Origin of the sequence: uncultured Fibrella sp. (assembly GCF_964250085.1) — a bacterium.
Taxonomy (GTDB): domain Bacteria; phylum Bacteroidota; class Bacteroidia; order Cytophagales; family Spirosomataceae; genus Fibrella.
In genome coordinates, this window is record NZ_CAXUEC010000010.1 from 298,356 (window position 1) to 317,538 (window position 19,183).

12 protein-coding genes are annotated in these 19,183 nt (G+C 52.9%); 5 read left to right on the forward strand and 7 right to left on the reverse strand.

What is annotated here, in order from left to right; all coding sequences use genetic code 11:
* Positions 1-51: 51 nt before the first annotated feature.
* The 7 genes from ACFE8Q_RS25710 to ACFE8Q_RS25740 all read right to left on the reverse strand — a co-directional run bounded on the left by ACFE8Q_RS25710 (position 52) and on the right by ACFE8Q_RS25740 (position 5,896).
* Positions 52-696: a hypothetical protein gene (locus ACFE8Q_RS25710; protein ID WP_375448316.1), complete on the reverse strand. Its 645-nt coding sequence runs from the start codon at positions 694-696 to the stop codon at positions 52-54.
* 30 nt (positions 697-726) lie between these two features.
* On the reverse strand, positions 727-1,455 hold the full coding sequence (locus ACFE8Q_RS25715; RefSeq protein ID WP_375448317.1) for a hypothetical protein: 729 nt from the start codon (positions 1,453-1,455) through the stop codon (positions 727-729).
* A gap of 42 nt (positions 1,456-1,497) precedes the next feature.
* Positions 1,498-2,301: a DUF4595 domain-containing protein gene (locus ACFE8Q_RS25720; protein ID WP_375448318.1), complete on the reverse strand. Its 804-nt coding sequence runs from the start codon at positions 2,299-2,301 to the stop codon at positions 1,498-1,500.
* Positions 2,302-2,496: 195 nt separating this feature from the next.
* The gene (locus ACFE8Q_RS25725) at positions 2,497-2,889 is read right to left on the reverse strand and encodes a hypothetical protein (RefSeq protein ID WP_375448319.1); all 393 of its coding nucleotides are present in this window, start codon (positions 2,887-2,889) and stop codon (positions 2,497-2,499) included.
* Between the two features lie 80 nt (positions 2,890-2,969).
* Positions 2,970-3,875 (reverse strand): porin family protein, encoded by a 906-nt coding sequence (locus ACFE8Q_RS25730; protein ID WP_375448320.1) that lies wholly within the window; start codon positions 3,873-3,875, stop codon positions 2,970-2,972.
* A gap of 57 nt (positions 3,876-3,932) precedes the next feature.
* Complete coding sequence (locus ACFE8Q_RS25735; RefSeq protein WP_375448321.1) at positions 3,933-5,102, reverse strand: PQQ-binding-like beta-propeller repeat protein; 1,170 nt, start codon at positions 5,100-5,102, stop codon at positions 3,933-3,935.
* Positions 5,103-5,578: 476 nt separating this feature from the next.
* Positions 5,579-5,896, reverse strand: coding sequence for a response regulator transcription factor (locus tag ACFE8Q_RS25740; RefSeq protein WP_375448329.1), 318 nt, complete (start codon positions 5,894-5,896; stop codon positions 5,579-5,581).
* Between the two features lie 341 nt (positions 5,897-6,237).
* On the opposite strand from ACFE8Q_RS25740, the gene ACFE8Q_RS25745 reads away from it, so the two are divergent.
* The 5 genes from ACFE8Q_RS25745 to ACFE8Q_RS25765 form a co-directional block, all read left to right on the forward strand.
* On the forward strand, positions 6,238-9,486 hold the full coding sequence (locus tag ACFE8Q_RS25745) for a histidine kinase (RefSeq protein ID WP_375448322.1): 3,249 nt from the start codon (positions 6,238-6,240) through the stop codon (positions 9,484-9,486).
* A gap of 158 nt (positions 9,487-9,644) precedes the next feature.
* On the forward strand, positions 9,645-11,873 hold the full coding sequence (locus ACFE8Q_RS25750; RefSeq protein WP_375448323.1) for a histidine kinase: 2,229 nt from the start codon (positions 9,645-9,647) through the stop codon (positions 11,871-11,873).
* Positions 11,870-13,780: a histidine kinase gene (locus tag ACFE8Q_RS25755; protein WP_375448324.1), complete on the forward strand. Its 1,911-nt coding sequence runs from the start codon at positions 11,870-11,872 to the stop codon at positions 13,778-13,780. The genes ACFE8Q_RS25750 and ACFE8Q_RS25755 overlap by 4 nt, the downstream gene beginning before the upstream one ends.
* Before the next feature lie 27 nt (positions 13,781-13,807).
* Complete coding sequence (locus tag ACFE8Q_RS25760; protein ID WP_375448325.1) at positions 13,808-14,554, forward strand: LytR/AlgR family response regulator transcription factor; 747 nt, start codon at positions 13,808-13,810, stop codon at positions 14,552-14,554.
* A 455-nt stretch (positions 14,555-15,009) separates the two neighbouring features.
* Positions 15,010-19,183 (forward strand): SdrD B-like domain-containing protein (locus tag ACFE8Q_RS25765; protein ID WP_375448326.1); only part of this gene is annotated, 4,174 nt, incomplete at its 3' end.

Below are 19,183 nucleotides of genomic sequence, written 5' to 3' on the forward strand. Positions count from 1 at the left end.
GTTTAACTGTAGATTAATTCGTGGATTCCTGCGTCCCGCGCCCGGAGGGATTTACCGCCGTTTGCGGTACGGGAATTTGCGGGCGGCGTTGTTCATCAAACTGGCCGAAATCGATTCGGGCGATTCGTCGGCGCCGCCAGGTACGTTCATTTGGTAGGTCCATACCACGCGCTTTTCGGGTTTCGAGAACAGGCTCAGGTTCATCGTTACGTCGTTGGCGGTCATGGGGCCAATGCCCAGCTTGTTCTGGCTCGCCAGAATATCAATGCCTTTGGCCATTGCCTGTGGCATCACCTCTTTGCGGTACATCTTGCCCCACATCACCCCATCTACTTTCAGGAGCGTAGCCAGTTCCTCCTTGGTTAGGTCGTGCATCTTTTCGTAGGTGATCTTGTTGCGTTTCAGCAGGGTATTGGTCTGGTCGGGGTCCTGAAACGCGATCACGAAATCCTTCTGCTTGCTCAGCATGTAGTTGTAGGTCGAACTCTGGTAGCGGTAGGCTTCGCTTTTGGCCTGCTGGTCCAACTGGGCCTGGGTAGTGCGCTGCACGTTGATGTTCTTCACGATCTGCACATCGAAGGGCAGTACCGCAAACGTCTGGCCCTCTACATTGGCCGATTTATCGGTGTAGGTTCGGGCGCAGCCAGCCAGTAACCCTATTGCGGCTACAAGGCTGATAGCAAGTTGCTTTTTCATGGTGTGAATCTGTTGACAATGATTAACTGTTTAATCGTTGTACCACTGCGCGAAGTCGAAGACCAGCCCCACGTTGGCAATCAGGCCGTTGTAAGGGATTACGGCTTGTGTTAGTTTGAAGGAGCCACCAAGCTGCATCTGTAGCTTCACGTATTTGTAGCCGCCTCGCAGCGTAATGGCCGGTTCCAGAAAGAGGTGAGTACTTTTGGCCAGCCCGTCGAGGTCGTTGTTTTTCAGATCGGTGGCGGTGTAATTACCCGTGGCCGTGCTGAATTGAAGGCCCGACAGGCGCGTGCTGAAGGCGATGTCGAAGCCCCGGCTGGTGAACCCGATGTTGGGTTGAACGAAAAACTTCATGCCCGATACGTCATAGTTTTTCCCCACCGACGAGCCGGTGCCGTGAAAACCTACCTGCGAAATACCGCCGCCGCCATACAATTCGTAGGTGAGGTTGCGCCCGGTACGCCCGTAATAGCCCACACCTGCTTCAAACACCGTGTTTTTCGCGTCGAAATTGTCGGCCGCTCCGTTGATCGTTGAACTGTTGGCCGAAGTTGCTACCCGTCCGTTGGCGATGATGCCGATCTTGTCTGTCACGGCATAGGCTGCCTGGTAGTTGTTGGGTGCTACCAACAGTTTAATCTCGCCCTGTTCCTGCAACAGGGGTACGTTCAGGGCGTTGGGCGTGTAGACCGTGCGGCACGACTGGCACAGGACCAGGACACAGGCCAGCCGGATCAGGCTAAGGAGCTTGTTCATGGGTTTGTGAAAATTTGGTGTGAATAGTGGGTAAAAAAAGAGTTATTGGCAGAGGTACGTGTAGTTGATGGTACTAACGGTGGGAGTGGCATTACCCTTAAGCAAATACGTTTGCAGGGCGCTGGCTATGTTCCCGTCGGCATCGTAGGCATAGGTATAGCTGATGGTGACTCCATTATTGTACGTTCCAGCAGAGATCGACTGTTTAAGCGGGTTTTTAACAGACTGACCAAATAACCCAGCGGCATAAAACGACGGAGATTCAATGTTGATCCCCAGAAAGTCAGTAATGGGCGAAATGGGCGGTGTTTTGTCTTCGTAAAACGTGTTGGTGTAAGTCGTTCGCAATACGCCACTGCTAGTGTATTCTTTCGTTACTGTGTTGTTCCCATTAGCATACTCTAGGGTTCTATACGTGCCGTCATCGAAGGTGATTTTTGTCAAATAACCGTCAGTGTTGTACTCAAAAAACTGGCTGTAAGTCGTTAACGTCGTTGAGCCATAGGGGCGCAACACCCTGGCGATTTTGGTGATATAGCCCGCGCTGTTAAGCAGATACGTGGCCGAAAGCGTGCCGTCTTTCACCGGGGCGGGGTTTACCCTCATCGTAATTTGCCCCGGTGAATAGGTGTATTCCTGCACCTGTGACACACTCAATGCCCCTGTGAGCTTAATTAGTTGCCCGCCGACGTTGTAGTCGTGGGTGATGCCAGCACCACTAACATCATAGCTGCGGACGAGGCATTTGCGGGTCGAGACGGCATCGGTGGTTTTCTTACAGGCCTCGGTAGTCAGCAGCAGCAGGGCTAGAGACAGCAGGCGGAGGGTGGTAGAACGAAGGAGCATCGTAATGGATAGGTGTGAAAAGGTTGCAAAAGCCAGGTACGTTGCCGACACAGGCTAACGGCTGCCGCCGAAGACGTACCCGACCGAAAAGCTGACGGCGCGGTAGCCGGTTTACGCGCCGGAGTCTGAGCAAAGAGGGGGCCTGCCAGCAGCATGGCGAGGTAAAGAAGCCGCCGCGTTTGTATAGACTGGTGCCTACCGCTTAGTCATAAAAAAAGTATTGCCCGTCGTTGTGGTCCCACTTCCCCAGGAACCAGACATGGTCGTAAATTTATCGTCGGTCGTAGCTGTCATGGAGTACTTGTCAGTACCAGCATAGACATAGCTGCCATTGATTTTTGTCCCGGAAATGAAATACGTTCCGCTGGCTTTCGAGGCTTTTGCTGTATCGGCATTGTTAGCATATACTTTCATGGACCCATCCGATTTAAGAAGGAACGCATAGTCTATTGTAGCTGCGCTGGAGCCGTTGCCGTATTTCCCGACCCAAAAGCCGATCATTGTAGGTGTGGGATCGTCTTTTTTGCTACATGCCCCGGCAATGGACAAAATCCCCGCCAGAACGAATAATTTGAGTTGTGGTTTCATGGTTGTGTGATTTTGAGTAGTGCGTGGGCTTGATTTATATCTGGTTTTTGGCACTGTCCTGGGTATGTTGCCGGCATACTTTAGCGATTGCCGCCCAGCATATACCCCACAGAAAAGCTAATGGCTCGGTTGGTCTGCGTGATTTTGATGTCCCCTATTTTATTGCCGAGGTTGCCCAGCCCATAGTCGTAGCTGGCACCCAGCAAGAGGCTGCCCATCTGAAACTGCACCGCCCCCCGCGGCCCAAAATCAAGCGGATTAGCCTGGGTTTCGCCAGAGCCAAATTCGACAGATCTAGACTGCCCTGCGGTGGTAAGCTTACCCGACAGGCCATAGGCCGCGTAGCCCCCCAGCCCAATGCGCACCGAATTAGATCCCACCGGAATCCGGTAAAATACCGTGAGCGGCAGTTCCACATAGCCCAGGCCGAGGTCGCCGAAGGCAAACGATTTATCCGTCGATTCGCCGCTGCCCTTCATTACGTAGAGCAGGCTGGGCTGCACGGACAGTTGCGAACTCAGCGGAATGTCAACCAGCACACCGACATGGAAACCCATTCGGGTAGGCGAGGTAAACGACGATGCCGGTACGCTGATAGTCTGGCCGTTATCGTTGATATCGGTATAGGCACCAATGCTGAGAGCTTGACTGGCGAGAGTGCCGCCCGTCACAATACCAAACTGGATACCGGATCTTTCTTCCTGCCGGGATGGCCTGCTGGTCTGCTTCCGGGCGGTGGTGGGCCGGGTGGTTGGGGCGGTCTGGGTACGTTGCGGTGCTGCCTGCGCGGGAGGTGCTGCTGCAGGGGCCTTACTTGGTGCTGCGGCAACGGCGGCGGGTTTACCGGCTGTTTTTGCCGGGCTAGCCACAGCGCGTGAGGCAGGGGCGGTGCGGCTGGTCGCCGCCGTTGGTTTGCGCGTTGCTGTTTGGGCATAGAGGCTGGTAGTCAGCAACGTACCCAGGCAAATGAATAGATGCGTTTTCATGGTAATGGGTAGATAGAAGCCGCCGTAGAGGCTGGGTTGTGATAAGAAGAAAAGAGACTACTGCACCATGCCGCTGACACCGGCGTGGTAGACCGTTCCATCGCCAGCCAGCACGCAGGGCGACGAATAGTCGATGGTGCGCCCCGTGTCGTACTCCCATTTTTTGGCCCCTGTAGCGGCATCGAAGGCATAGAGTTTCGAGCCGATGCCGAGGTAGGCTACGCCTTCAGCCACCACCGGCCCCGAAAAGATCAACCCACCGGCGGGCTTGGCGGCCCATTTTTGAACACCCGATGCTGCATCGACGGCGTAGAGCGTACCCCCGGCACCGATGTAGGCAATCCCGTTGGCCACGACGGGCGACGAGACATAGGGGCCGCCATCGGGGGTCTTGAATTCCCACTTCTTTATTCCTGTTGCTGCATTGACAGCGTAGAGTTTATCATTCGTATTAGAACTGAATGCGCTCGTGCCGATGTAAACAACACCATTAGCAATAGTGGGCGATGATTCGGCAACCAGGCCAACATCGAGCGTCCATTTGACAGTCCCCGTTGCTATGTCTATCGCCTTAAGGCCATTACCTTCTGATCCGGCATATAGCACTCCGCCAACTACGGCAGGCGATGACTCTGAAATGCCAATGCCCGGCTGATGCCATTTAACAGCCCCTGTTGCGGCATTTAAGGCATACAAACCGGACTTTCCACCAGCACTACCTCGTATACAGCCATATACCACACCATCTACTACGGTAGGCGAAGCGTTCCAGCCATAAATGCCGTCACCAACAAATTCCCATTTCTTTGCGCCTGTATTGGCATCAAGGGCTTGTAGAGCGATGTCGCCACCAAAATACAGGATGCCATTGACTACTATTGGGGCCGCGGAAGGTTGCGACAGTTTGACTGTGGCCGGGTTCGATTCCCACTTTTTGACCCCCGTCAGTGCGTCGAGCGCGTACAGTTTTTTATCCCAACTGGCCATGTAGAGCACCCCATTGACCACCGTTGGTGTAGTATTAATGGAAGCCCCTGCTTTGAACTCCCATTTTTTCTCGCCCGTTGCGGCGTTCAGTGCGTAGAGGTAGCCATCGAGGTTGCCAATGTAGACAAGACCACCGCCTGCCCCAGCAGAAACGTCGGGGTCTTTTTTGCAACTCGCCAACGTACCCAGCAAAAGCGTCAGGGTAATAAGGGCGTAACGGAGTGGGCAGAAGCGGTTCATACGGACAGAAGAGTTACCTGAAAAATTTGCTGGATAGTAGTTGTAGTCGAAAAGCCAATTGATTGACACGACCAAATTGACAGTTTGTCAAGGCGGTTTGCCAATACGGAGGGGTGAGCAACCGATTTTGTAGGGTGAGCAACCGGTTTTGTAGGGTGAGTTACTAACTGGTAAGTTAGCTGATCGGCCTGAGTGTCTATTGCCCAAATGCCAGCCCGAATCAACACTCCAAAGGTCTGCTGGCTGCCATTTAGCGAAAATCATGGATAGGGATGATTTTACATCCTTGAATTCCAAGATGTTACATACGCACGGCCAGCAGGCAGCCCTCGCCCAAACCTACGGGATCGACAGCCTGAAGCGAAAGCCGGCGTTACTGGAAAAGCAGTCCCAGAACCAGGACAGGAATTCAGCAGTATATAATTGTCTGGAAAATCTGACGAGTGCCTACGCCGATAGTCAAATCGATTCGTCGCTTAGTTGTAATGGTCGGCCCCGGCGCGGAGGGCTTCCTTGATGGCTTCGGGCTGGTCGGCCACGGTGAGCAGGCAGAGTTTCACCTGCGGAAACTGCTCGCGGAGGCGAATGGTTAGCTCGATGCCCCCCATAACGGGCATTTGAAGGTCAGAAACAACCAGGTCGATGGCCGTTTCGTAGGTCAGTGCGTTCAGTACCTGCTGGCCGTTGGTGTGTTTGGATACAACTTCGCCGCCCTCGATGTCTGACAGCAGTAACGCGAGACTTTCGAGTAGAATCCGGTGGTCTTCGGCGACGAGAATACGTATGGTGTAGATAGAAGCGGTTGTGGCACAGTTGGTTTGTTTGGCAAATGTCCTGGTTCTTCGGCGAGTTTTCTCTCCTTAGTTTTGGGGTAATTGTATCCTGAAATCTGAGGTTTTTTTGGGGTTGTACAAACCGGGTTTCAGATCGCTTAAGGTTGTGCAAAAAAAAGATGCTGATCCACCAACTCTGGGTGAGCCGTCGGAAATAGTGGGTGAGTGACCGGTTTTATCGGGAGAATGGCGGCTATGTGGTGAACCAACAGGCGGGCACTACGCTCCTTGTCGAGGTAATAGTTGGGCGATGCTTGCGAAAGCGGACGAAGGACCGTACGTTAGGGTTATAAACTCTATTCATGCGCGGTACTTTTCTGCTCTGGTTTTCAGCCTGTTACTGGATGGCCACTTCGGTAGTTGCCCAGCCGATAGCGCTCTGCCGGGTGAAAACGGAGCAGGGGCCTTATCTGCGCTTCGATCAGTTTGCGGTCAACGATGACGCCTTCAAACGGGCCGATACCCAGCGTTTGGCACTGAACGACAGCCAGGGCTACTTGTGGTTTATCAACAACGTCAGCGACCATAACGAACTTATTCGTTATGACGGCACCTACGCCAAATCGTTTGGTGCTGCGGACTGGATCGATATTAAGGAAAATGATCGCCACGAAATCTGGGCGTTCAACAAGAAAGGGCTGTGCCGCTACGACCCGCACACCGAGCAATTTCGAACGTACCTAAACCCACTGGTGGTAGGTAGTCAACTAGGCCGATGGGTGACGGGCCGGGGGGACGAAAACTGGTTCTATTGGCCCGATTCCCTGCTTGGCACCCGGCCATTTGTCCCCATCGTGGCCTACAACACCCGCACCAACCGCGCCCGGCTCATCACGCCCGCCCGGCTGGTGAATGGGTATAGCGGGCGCACCGAAAAGGACAAACTGCGCTTGTTTGCCCCCTACTCCGTCGATTCGATGGGGCGGGTCTGGGGCAGCGTCAATACCCGCACTGACTTCACCGTCGGCTACTACGAACCCCGCACCAATGTCCTGGTCTGGTATCCGGTGCGCGGGTTTCTGGCCCCCCAATTTGATAAAAGCACAGCCCCCGGTCAGAAATTCGATGCCCTCAACGTCATTCACGCCGACGGCCCCTACGTCTGGGTGGGAGGCTGGAACCGGATGGGCCTGCTGCGGTTAGACACCCGCACCGGCCACTGGAAGCAATACTACTTCGGCGATCTGGCCCACAACCGTGTGGCCGACCTCACCCGCCGCAATAGCCATCAGTTCTGGCTCACCACCGATGACGTGCCTGCCATTTTCGACACGGCCAGCGAAACGCTCTACCCCTACCCCCATCAGCCCGACAACCCCTTCAGCCTTGATGCCCACTCACGGGGAGCTACGCCGGGGCGGCTGGGCACGGTCTGGTTCGACGTGGACCGGGCGGGGGCTACCTCGTCTGGTTTCAGCGTGTTGCACGAAGCCCGGCAACCCTTCCGCACGAAAAGCGATACGCTGCTCCGGTATCAGGGGATTTTTCGGGCGTTGTACAAAAAAAGCGCCGATCTGTACGTCGCCTACAATACCGACCGCGTCAACTTCGCCCGCTACAATGAGGTGACGCACCGGCTGAAATCCCTGTTTCAACTGCCGTTGAACGGGTTTGTGGAGCAGTATCTGTACGCTGCCCTGCCCGACACCGTGAACCAGACCGTGTGGGTAGTGGGCCAGTCGGCGGCGGGGGGCATCTTTCAGTACAACGAAAAACGCGGTATGACCACCCCCGTCCGGGCTACCATTCAGGGGTTGCCACCGGGCGAAAACCAGACGGCCAACTACGACGGTATCCAGTGCCTGGCGCAGGACAAAGCCGGGAATGTCTGGTTTCCGTCGTTTGGCGCGGCGGGTGTTTACGGAGGAAATCTGCTCAAATTTGACAGCCGCACTAAGCAGTTTGTGGGCTTCAGAGCTGGGACGCACGGCCTGCCAAAAGCACAAATCCGGGCCATCATGATCGACGTTGACGGAAAAATTTGGCTGGGCTACCGGGGTGGTGGTCCGCTGATTCGTTTCGACCCCGCCACCAGCCAGGCCACCACGATCCTGCCCAACGGCACCGATGTGATAAAACTGGCCGACGACCCCGCCCGTGGCGTGGTCTGGATTGCCCACCACGACGCTGGCCTCTGGCAGTACGTTCGCCGAACTAAAACCTCCCGACGTGTACTTAACGAATCAGTGCTGGGCGTCTGGCTAACCAAAACCGGTAGGCTCTGGCTTAAAACCAGTTCGGCCCTGGTGCGCTACGTACCCGAAACCGGCCAGCAACAGCGATTTGGAAGCGACTATGACCTGCATAGCTTCAACTGGTCGCCCTTCACTAAAACAGCCGATGACGAATTTTTCTTCGAGAAATTTCGCTTCCGTGACCGCGACATCAAACCCGATACGACGAAGCCTGTGGTGGTGTTTAGTTTCCTGAAAGTGTTTGATAAGGAACTGCCGTTGCCCAAGGGCCTGAATTCCACAAAAACCCTTGACCTCGATTACGATCAGGATTTCTTCACCATCGGTTTTTCAGCCCTTTCTTATTTCCAGTCCGACCGGAACCAGTACATGTATCGGCTGGTGGGGTTCAACAAAGACTGGGTACGTTGCGGCAACAAACCGCTGGCCGTTTTCTCGAATGTGCCGCCGGGTACGTATCCGTTTCAGATCAAAGGCAGCAACAACGATGGAAGCTGGAGCGACGTAAAAACGCTGTCTATTCACATTATTCCGCCTTTCTGGCAAACGGGATGGTTTCGCTTTCTGGCCGTTTCGCTGCTGGTAACGTCGGTGGTGCTACTGTATCGCTTTCAGGTGGAACGCCGCACGCTGAAGGCCCGCCTGGAAGCCGAAGCCGCGAAACGAAAGCAGACCGAGGCTGAACTGAAAGAGCAGGAAGCCGCCTATAAGCTCAGGCTGTCGGCAACAGAAATGGCGGCGTTGCGCTCGCAGATGAACCCGCACTTCATCTTCAACTGCCTCAACTCCATCCAGTATTTCACTGCCCAGAATGACGCCGAAAAGGCCTCGGAGTACCTCACCAAATTTTCGCGGCTGATTCGGCTGGTGCTCGAAAACTCCAAATCGGAGCGGGTGACGCTGCAAAACGAACTGGAAACACTCCGGCTGTATCTGGAAATGGAAACCATGCGGTTTCAGCAGAAGGTCCGCTACACCATTCAGGTGAGCGAAACGATTGATGCCGAAGCGATCCAGATACCGCCATTACTACTGCAACCGTTTGTGGAAAACGCCATCTGGCACGGGCTGATGCACAAAGAAGAGGGGGGGCTTGTGCGGGTCCTGGTAGAGCAACCTCAGGCTGATCGGCTGCGTATCGAGATTGCCGACGATGGCGTTGGGCGGGCCAAAGCAGCCGAGTACAAAAGCAAATCGGCCACACGCAACAAATCCTTTGGCATGAAACTCACCGCCGACCGGATTGAACTCATCAACCAGCTATACCAGACGCACACCCGGATTCAGGTCGAAGATTTGATTGATGAACAGGGGCGGGCCACTGGCACCAGCGTAATTGTATTGATTCCGGTCTGATGGTAACGTATAATCGGTGTGCGCCTAACCCTATAAAACAAGCTATTCGCCCCTTAATTTGGGTTACTGGCGGAATGCGGATTGGGTGGGCCGTTGGTAACCTGTATCATTGGTTATTCATACTGGTTGTTTGTCAACGGGCAACTCATCCATACCATATGCTGTTAATGTACCGCCTGCTGCTTCTGCCCCTGATGTGCTGCCTTTGCGCAGGCGCACTCATGGCGCAGTCGCAACGGCGCGGTACATTGGTCTGGCCACCATTACCGACCCTGGACCTGGAGCGGCGCGGTAACCAGGTGTACGTAGATAGCCTGGTGCAACTGGGCCTGGCTCAGCTCCGCCGGTTGCCTGGCCTGCCGAAGGGGTACGCCACCGACACGCTGATGCTGTATACGCTAAGCCACCTGGCCACGGTTTACCGAACACGTACCTATAAGTCGGATAGTAGCCTGTATTATGCAACCAAACTCATTGCGCTGGCCCAACGGGAGGTCAACGTGAAATACGAACTGAAAGGCTATCTGGCCACGGAGTTTTATTACCGGGCAATTCAAACCAACTACGCCGAGGCTCTAAAGATTAACCGGGTTGCGCTGGAACTGATTCAGAAGACCCGGAAAGAAGAGCAGGATATCTGGCGGTTTGAACTTCGGTTGGGTGAAATATACATGATGATCAATGACCTCCCCAAGGCAATGGGTTGTTTTGAACGGGGGCTTGTAGGGCTACACCGGTTTCCGACATCTACTGCGTTTCCTGTTCTCTATGAGTCGTATGCGCTACAGCAGATCGGGCTGGCGCACAAACAGGCAGGTCGGCTTGAAGAAGCCGAATCTTATTTTTTCAGAGCCCTGGAGCTGGTAAAAGACCTGCCCCAGCACCGAACCAACCTGATGTATATGAGTACCACATTAGGTGAATTCTATGCCGATCAGAATCAGCCGGCCCAGGCGATAATCCACTTCCGGGTGGCCGAAAAATACCAGAAACAGCTTAATCTAGGTGCTGCTTTACGCGATAGCTGGTCGTGGTTAGCTACGGAAAAATGGCAACTCCATGAAACGGATTCGGCAGTTTATTTTGCCGAAAAAACGCTGAAAGGCCGTTCCCTGAAGCTATCGCGGCGGAGGGCGCACCTGGTGCTGAGTCAGGTCAATGAATCGCTGAAGAACTGGGAGCAGGCTAATTTTCACTACAAACAGCATATTGCCCTCCGCGACTCGCTGGAAACCGATCGTCGATTGGCGCAGACCGAGGCCCTCGCCAAACGCTGGGATCTGGAGAAGATAGAGTTGCAAAACCAGCAGGCCGAGATTGTCAAGAATAACAAGCTGGCAACGTTTCAGAAACAACGGCAACTCGAACGCCTCCGCGAAGACCTCGCCCGCGAACAACTGATTAAAGCCAATAAAGCCAACGACCTGCGCCGCCAAACGCAGCTACGCCAGTTGCAGGCCGATACCAAACAGGATCAGCTTCGGCAGGAAAGCCGTATTGCGCTGCTCCGAAACAATGCCGACAACGACTACAAAGTCAGGGTCATTCTGCTCCTGTTTCTGGTGCCATTGCTGGTGCTGGCAACCATTCTACTGTCGCAAAACAGGCGGATACGGCGGCAGCGGTGGGAGATTCATGCCTTGAATCGGGATTTGGAAAGTAAGATTGATGAACGTACCCAGGAGTTGCAGCAGGCGCTGGGCGAGCAGGTACGTTTCCAGCAGAAAGAAGCTGAATTTCAGCAGCTCATTGCCCAGTCGGAGATTTCGGCGTTGCGGGCGCAGATGAACCCGCACTTCATCTTCAACTGCCTCAATTCCATCCAGTACTACACCGCCCAGAACGATGCCGAAACGGCCTCGGATTACCTGACCAAGTTCTCCCGCCTGATTCGGCTGGTGCTCGAAAACTCCCGATCTGAACGGGTTACACTGGCTAATGAACTGGAAACCCTGCGGCTCTACATTGAGATGGAAGCTATGCGTTTTCAGCAAAAAGTGAGCTACAGGATCACCGTAGCTCCATCGATCAGTACAGAATTTATCCAGATACCGCCATTATTACTGCAACCGTTTGTGGAAAACGCCATCTGGCACGGGCTGATGCACAAAGAAGAAGGAGGAACAGTGCAGATTGCGGTTGGGCAACCTGATCCTAACCGCCTGTGCATCAGTATTACTGATGATGGGGTTGGGCGGGCCAAAGCAGCCGAGTACAAAAGTAAATCGGCCACACGCAACAAATCTTTTGGTCTCCAACTCACGGCCGACCGGATTAAACTCATCAACCAGCTATACCAGACCTACACCCAGATTCAGGTCAACGATCTGACTGATGAACAGGGTGAACCCACCGGCACACGGGTGATAATCGACATACCAATATGAGATCGGCTTTACATAATACATTGAAACGGAAGGGTGCGATTGTCGGTCTGATTGCCTGGCTTTTGCCAGTGCTGATTCTTGCTCAATCCGCACCCCAAAAAGACAGTATTCGTCAATCTATCAGTCGCTTAGGGAAATTTAAGCCGTCGCTTTCGCGCGATACCTTGCTGGCAACTAATCTGTTTGAGCTGCATCGGATGAGCTACAATCAGGGGCCAATCGATTCTGAATTTGTGGTGGCTCGTCGCATTGCTCAACTGGCCGGTATAAGGCGCTGGCCGAAGGGCGTTTTTCTGGGCCATATGGCGCTGGCCAATAGCTATATGGATGCCGAACAGTGGAACAATGCTACCCGGTCGTTTCTGAAAGCGGTAATTGTAGCACGGTCTATGCGGAATGATAGCTTATTAGGGGTTGTTTACCGCGATTTGGCGGGTAACTACGAAATTCAGACTAAGCCCAATTCGGCTATTCACTACTATAAGCTGGCGTATAGGTTACTGAACAAAGCCGGCAATTTTAACGAAGCGGTAATCTGTCTGAATCAACTGGCTAATTTTGAGCAGGCCCGGAAAGATACGGTTGCTGCACTACGGTATTTTAAGGAATGCCTGACTATATCGCGGAGTCACGGGCTAAAAGTTGGCGAGATCCTTGGCCTGTCTGGACTGGCCGACATTTACCTGGCTTCGGGCCCCAGACAACAGGGGTTGTTGCTATTGAAACAAGCGGCCCGCCTTGCTGCCAACATCAAGCATTACAATTTTATGGCGCAGTTTGAGCGGCAAATCGGCTTGTACTACGTTAGTAGACAGCAGTTTAAGCTGGCACAGCCTTATCTCGAACACGCCTACGAGGTGTTAGTTGTCCAAAAAAAAGGGAATTACACCAATATGCTTGCTACTGATCTGAATCAGACGCTATACGAAACGCACAAGCAACTTGGTCAAACTGGTAAAGCCCTGACGTACCTGGAACGACGAACGGCCCTGATCGACTCAATGCTTCAGGATCGGTCGCGCGAGGAGCATGATGCTGTGCAGGCGCAATTAGTACTTGAAAAGCAACAAATAGATAACCGAAATCTGCGCATCCGGGAATTGGAGCAGGCCAACGCTATTAAAACCCGCACCACCTACTTTTTGTGGGCGATATCTGGCTTGCTATTAGTGCTATTGGGCGTTGCCGGGTGGAGTAGCCGACAGCAGAAGCATAAAAACCAGCTCTTGACTGAGAAAAAAGCTGAACTGGAAAAGGCACTCTTTTATGGTCAGGTTCAGGCGATGACCGCCTTGCGGGCGCAAATGAATCCGCATTTTATTTTCAACTGCCTCAATTCTATCCAGTACTTCTCTGCTCAGAATAACGCTGAACGGGCCTCTGATTACCTGGCTAAATTCGCCCGGCTGATTCGGTTGGTACTGGAGAACTCGAAATCGGAGAAAGTAACGCTTGAAAACGAACTGGAAACGCTACGGCTCTACACTGATCTGGAAGCCATGCGTTTTGAGCAGAAAGTGCACTATACGATTGAGGTCGATGCTGAAATCATTGTTGAAGACGTTGAGATTCCCCCGTTGCTGTTGCAGCCATTCGTCGAAAATGCCATCTGGCACGGCTTGATGCACAAACCCGAAGGGGGGACTATTTCGATTGTTGTGCAACTCGCCCGCTACGATCTGATTCATGTTGAAATTACTGACGACGGGGTTGGCCGAGCCAGGGCGGCCGACTATAAAAGAAGGTCTGTAAACAGCTATAAATCAGTTGGTCTGCAGTTGACCGCTGATCGAATCAAGCTGATTAACCGCCTTTATCATACGCACACCCAGGTTGAGGTTCAGGATTTGTTCACCGAAAGAGGTGAGCCGTCTGGTACCCGGGTCATTGTAGAGATACCTATTTAATTCGCACACGTACACACCACCCAGACTATGCTCCGCGCCGTTATTATCGACGATGAACCCAATGCAGTAGGCTTACTCTCGCTTCGACTGACACAAAACTGCCCCCATATTGATGTGGTGGCTACCTGCACAAACAGCCAGAAGGGCGTGCAGGCTATTCTCGATCACCGCCCTGAGCTGGTGTTTTTAGACATCGAAATGCCGCAGATGAACGGATTCGAGGTGTTGGAGGCGGTGGCAGGCGTACCTTTTTCGCTGGTGTTTGTAACGGCCTACGACAAGTTTGCTCTTAAAGCGTTTCGCTATAGTGCCGTTGATTACCTGCTGAAACCCATCGACACGCAGGAATTGATTCAGGCGGTGCAACGGGTAGAGAAAAGCCAGAAAACGGTGCCCGAACAGATCGAGCATCTGAAAGGTCAGTTGAGTAGTCAGGCCAAAAACCTGCCCGATCGAATTGCGTTGCCTTATCAAAATGGGGTAGCGTTTGTGCACTTGAAAGACATCCTGTACTGCGAGTCGGACGATAATTATACGAAGTTTTATCTGGCCGACGGTCAGCCTTATTTAGCCACAAAGTCACTGCGGGATATTCAGGAGTTATTGGAAGAGCGTGATTTCCTGCGGGTACACCGCCAGTATCTGATTAACCTGAACCATATCAAAAAATTCGTGAAAGGCGAAGGTAACTATTTGGTTATGAGTAATATGCAGGCTATCCCTGTGTCGCGTACCCAGAAAGACCGGTTAATGGAACGCTTCGGGTGGTTGTAAGCATAGCTGAGCAGGTACGTTTTGGCCACGCTCCCCGGCCAACCTGGCGACTTATTCTGGACCGATCAATTGATAAGTTACCTGGTCAGGTTCGTGTCCTGGAAACGAACAAAGGGAAGGCTCATTTTTAACGATCGATTGCATAGACAATAATTATGCCTAAATGATAGACACTCGCTATTAACAAAATGAGCTTTTACATACTTTTTAGTTCATATAGATATATGATACATTTTCACTATGCTTAATTAGTGGTTAACTCTTATATATTTATGTTAACAATAAGTATTAACCCTCTAAGTACATGGATTTTATAAACATGGCATAATTTTAGTAAGCATTCAGTCGCACCATCAACTCAGCGGCTGCATATGAAATACATCTTCCTGCCAACGTTTTTTGGGAGTACATACCCGTCTACACAGAGACAAGTATCTTCCTGTCTATCTACATCCTTGTTTCTGGCATTAGTCGGCATACTGTTTCTGGTTACTTCGACCGTCCGGGCGCAGATATCAGGGACTGTTTTCCGGGATTTCAACGCCAATGGTACCTTAGATACCGCGCCCGCTTCCACAACCTTTACCGAACCAGGTATAGCCGGTGTCGAGGTGCGCGTGTTCAATGTGGCCGGGACTAACGTAACTAATGGAACTGTTCAGACAACAAGTTCTACAGGTACGTATACTATAACGCCTACCACCGGCACCGGGCCATTCCGCGTTGAATTCACGCTGCCAACCAGCAATACGGCTCTGAATGGCTACTTCAGCGGCCCCGTCGGTACTAGTTCAGGCGGCTCTGTCCAATTTGTGTCGTCAGGAGTAGCAACGGTCAATTTTGGCGTTAACTACCCAACAGACTACTGTCAGGCTGTGCCCAATTTTTTTGTGCCCTGTTATGTAAACGGTGACCCCACTAGTACCACGGCTACGGGAACTACGTCTGCACTTGTTCAGCCCATATTGGTCACCTTACCATACAACGCCGCCAGCGGCACAGGCAATGCGCCTTCGGAAACTGGCATTGCCGACAATAGTGAAGTTGGTACCGTTTACGGGGTAGCTTACCAGCGGGTATCTAAACTTGTCTTCACATCGGCTTTTGTAAAACGGCACTCTGGTCTTGGGCGTAACACTACTACCGCTGCTGGTAACATTTATCTTACGAATCCTACGTCCACTACCAGCTCAGTCTTTGTCACTATCCCCAACGTCGGCGCGGTAGCAACAAACACAGCCCGGGGCCTTCCCGGCATCATAACTGATTTAAACCGTGACCCAACCGTTTTTGACCAGGTTGGCAAGGCTGGACTGGGTGACCTGGAGATTTCGGACGATGGTACCGAACTCTTTGTCGTTAACCTGAATGACAGACAACTGTATCGTATACCGATTATCAACGCCAATACGGCCACTCCTACAGCCGGCACACCCACCGCCTATTCGATACTAACACCCACGCAGGCTACTGGCAGCCAGTTTCGTCCGTTTGCATTGAAATATTACCACGGGCGGGTTTATGTTGGCGGGGTTACCACGAATGAAGCCACACCAGGTACCGTAAATTTTGGCATCGGGTCAGCGAACAGTACAACGAACATAAATTTAATCACCCGCGACACAACCGGTATGAAAGGGGTTGTGTATGAGTTTAATCCGACAACCAGCACATTTTCGACCACGCCGGTATTGACCTTTCCACTTACGTATAGAAAGGGGGCATCCAATAACGACCAGACGGGCGTAAGCCGCGCCGATTTCTGGCTTCCGTGGACCAATGTAGAGCCTGATGCTGGCGGTGCTGTACCGTCCCGATTTGCCCGAAACGACGCCAGTGGCACAAACGGAATCTTTGCCAGTTATCCGCAACCGTGGCTGACCGGGATCGAGTTTGACGTCAATGGAGACATGATCATTGGTATTCGCGATCGGCTTGGCGACCAATACGGAAATATCAATCTTGGCACTTCTACTACAGTAAACGCTGCCCGAACATATCGGGCCATTACGCCCGGAGATATTCTGAGGGCTGGTAAGTGTAGCCCAACAGCTACTGCCTGGAGCCTTGAGAGTAACGCCCGAATTTGTGGCGGAACGCCAACCAGTGGTGCTTCTACTACGCAGGGCCCTGGTGGTGGCGAGTATTATTTCAGTGATTTCTATCAGACCAATCACAACGAAATAGCAGAAGGTGGTCTGGCGCTTTTCCCGGGTACGGGTGAAGTTGCCTCGATTGTTATGGACCCCACTGTCAACGTATTTGCCGGTGGTATCAGACGGTTCAATAACGCCAACGGATCCGCTAGTGCGGCAACCAGTGTTCAGATCTTCGCCAGCGGCGATGTGAGCACGTATGGTAAAGCGAATGGGTTGGGCGATATAGAACTGTCCTGCGATCCGGCTCCTATTGAAATTGGAAACCGGGTTTGGCGCGACAACAACGATAATGGCATTCAGGACCCAGGTGAACCGGCTCTGGCTGGAATACCTGTTATACTGCGCGGTCCGAACAACTTCAGTGCTACGGCAACGACTAACGGCAACGGTAACTATTACTTCACCAACGCGTCGGGGACCAATGTAACCGGCTTTGCGTACAACCTGTCGCTAACGTCGGGAGGCTCCTATACCCTGAGTTTTCCGACAAGCGTGAGTGCAACGACCATCAGCACGAAGCCTAACTCGGCCACCGGCACTAATACAGACAATATTGACACAGATGCTGATGCTGCGGGTCGAATCGTGTTCACGTTAGGGCAACCCGGGGCCAACAACCTATCTTTCGACGTCGGTTTTGTGCCGTGCTTCACGGCCGTTACTACAGCTAATAGTAACATTGTTTGCACAAGCCAGCCCGTTGTCTTAACGACTCAGGTCACTCCGTCGGGTAGCTACACGTATTCGGTGGCTGGTCCTGCGGGGGTTAGCATCAGTGGTGGAACGACCGGCACGGCTACGGTGAGCAACCTGAACACGGGCGTTAATACGTTTACTGTGACGATCAGCAGCGGACCAACCTGTGTAACCACCAATGTTGTATCGATAACGGCAAGTACTGGGTCAACGTTACTGAGTCTGGCGGCATCTACGTCTGCTATCTGCCTTGGGCAGGCAGTTACGTTATCGTCTTCATTATTAGGGGGTCTGGTGCCGCTTGGGCCAATTGTAGTCAACACTGTAGGCGCGCTGGGTACGTTGGTTCCTGTTGCATCCAATGTGCTGAGTCCAACGGCAACAACGACCTTCCTGGCACAAGTGCCCCTGGTTGGTGGCCTGATATCGAGTTGTCCGGTAACTGTTGTTGTTAATCCACCGCCTGCACTGACAGCGGTGAATGCCTCGCTATGCGTTGGGGTGCCACTGAACCTAACTGGTCTGCTGGGACAGAACAATATTCTTACGGGCTTAACGAACACGTTGCTTGGTGGAACGGCCATTCCTACTAACCTTACTGTAGGGGATGGCGTGAACACCTATAATTTGGTTAGCACGAATGCAAACGGGTGTACGGCTGTTACGCCGATTTCGGTGACGGGCCAGTCTAATCCGGTACTTGCGCCAGTGGCCGTGTCGCTTTGCGTGGGGTCGCCGTTGAACTTAACCTCGTTACTGGGGCAGAATAACGTACTTACTGGCTTGACAACTACGCTTTTAGGCGGAGCGTCCCTGCCTACTAATCTTACTGTTGGGACGGGGGTGAGTGTGTTCAACCTGGTAAGTACGAATGTAAATGGCTGTACGGCTGTGGCACCGGTTTCGGTAACGGGTGTGAACCCGCCGGTGGTGGCCCCAATCGCTCTTTCCGTATGTGTGGGGACGAACCTGAATTTGACTAGTTTAAGTGGTCTGTCGGGTCTGACGAATGCGTTTCGCACAGGTGGTATTCTTGGTGCAGGTACGTTGCTGAACTCGCCAACGTCAGTAAGCATCGGCGCTGGAGTGAATCTCTTCAACGTATTATCGACCAATCCGTTTGGTTGCACTACGGTTACACCGATCAGTGTGACGGGTGTGAACGCACCCGTGTTGAACCCCATCTCAGTGAGCTTATGCGTAGGTACACCCCTGAACCTGACAGGGCTGCTGGGTGGCTCTAATATCCTCACTGGTCTGACTACTACTCTCTTAGGGGGTGGTACGCTGCCTGTGACAGTGGCTGCCGGGGCAAACGTGTTCAACTTAGTATCGACTTCACCACTGGGCTGTAGCACGGTAACACCCGTGAGTGTGACAGGTGTGAACGCACCCGTGTTGAACCCCATCTCAGTGAGCCTGTGCGTAGGTACGCCCCTGAACCTGACAGGGCTGCTGGGTGGCTCTAATATCCTCACTGGTCTGACTACTACTCTCTTAGGGGGTGGTACGCTGCCTGTGACAGTGGCTGCCGGGGCAAACGTGTTCAACCTGGTCTCTACGAGTCCTTTAGGCTGTAGCACGGTAACACCCGTAAGTGTAACAGGCGTGAACGCACCCGTGTTGAATCCCATCTCAGTGAGCCTATGCGTAGGTACACCCCTGAACCTGACAGGGCTGTTAGGTGGGTCTAATGTGTTAACCGGTCTGACTACTACACTCTTAGGGGGTGGTACACTACCTGTGACAGTGGCTGCCGGGGCAAACGTGTTCA

Coding starts and splice junctions, on each gene's coding strand:
- ACFE8Q_RS25760 (WP_375448325.1), top strand. CDS start 13,808: ATGCTCCGCGCCGTTATTATCGACGATGAACCCAATGCAGTAGGCTTA.
- ACFE8Q_RS25710 (WP_375448316.1), bottom strand. CDS start 696: ATGAAAAAGCAACTTGCTATCAGCCTTGTAGCCGCAATAGGGTTACTG.
- ACFE8Q_RS25755 (WP_375448324.1), top strand. CDS start 11,870: ATGAGATCGGCTTTACATAATACATTGAAACGGAAGGGTGCGATTGTC.
- ACFE8Q_RS25745 (WP_375448322.1), top strand. CDS start 6,238: ATGCGCGGTACTTTTCTGCTCTGGTTTTCAGCCTGTTACTGGATGGCC.
- ACFE8Q_RS25715 (WP_375448317.1), bottom strand. CDS start 1,455: ATGAACAAGCTCCTTAGCCTGATCCGGCTGGCCTGTGTCCTGGTCCTG.
- ACFE8Q_RS25730 (WP_375448320.1), bottom strand. CDS start 3,875: ATGAAAACGCATCTATTCATTTGCCTGGGTACGTTGCTGACTACCAGC.
- ACFE8Q_RS25720 (WP_375448318.1), bottom strand. CDS start 2,301: ATGCTCCTTCGTTCTACCACCCTCCGCCTGCTGTCTCTAGCCCTGCTG.
- ACFE8Q_RS25750 (WP_375448323.1), top strand. CDS start 9,645: ATGCTGTTAATGTACCGCCTGCTGCTTCTGCCCCTGATGTGCTGCCTT.
- ACFE8Q_RS25725 (WP_375448319.1), bottom strand. CDS start 2,889: ATGAAACCACAACTCAAATTATTCGTTCTGGCGGGGATTTTGTCCATT.
- ACFE8Q_RS25735 (WP_375448321.1), bottom strand. CDS start 5,102: ATGAACCGCTTCTGCCCACTCCGTTACGCCCTTATTACCCTGACGCTT.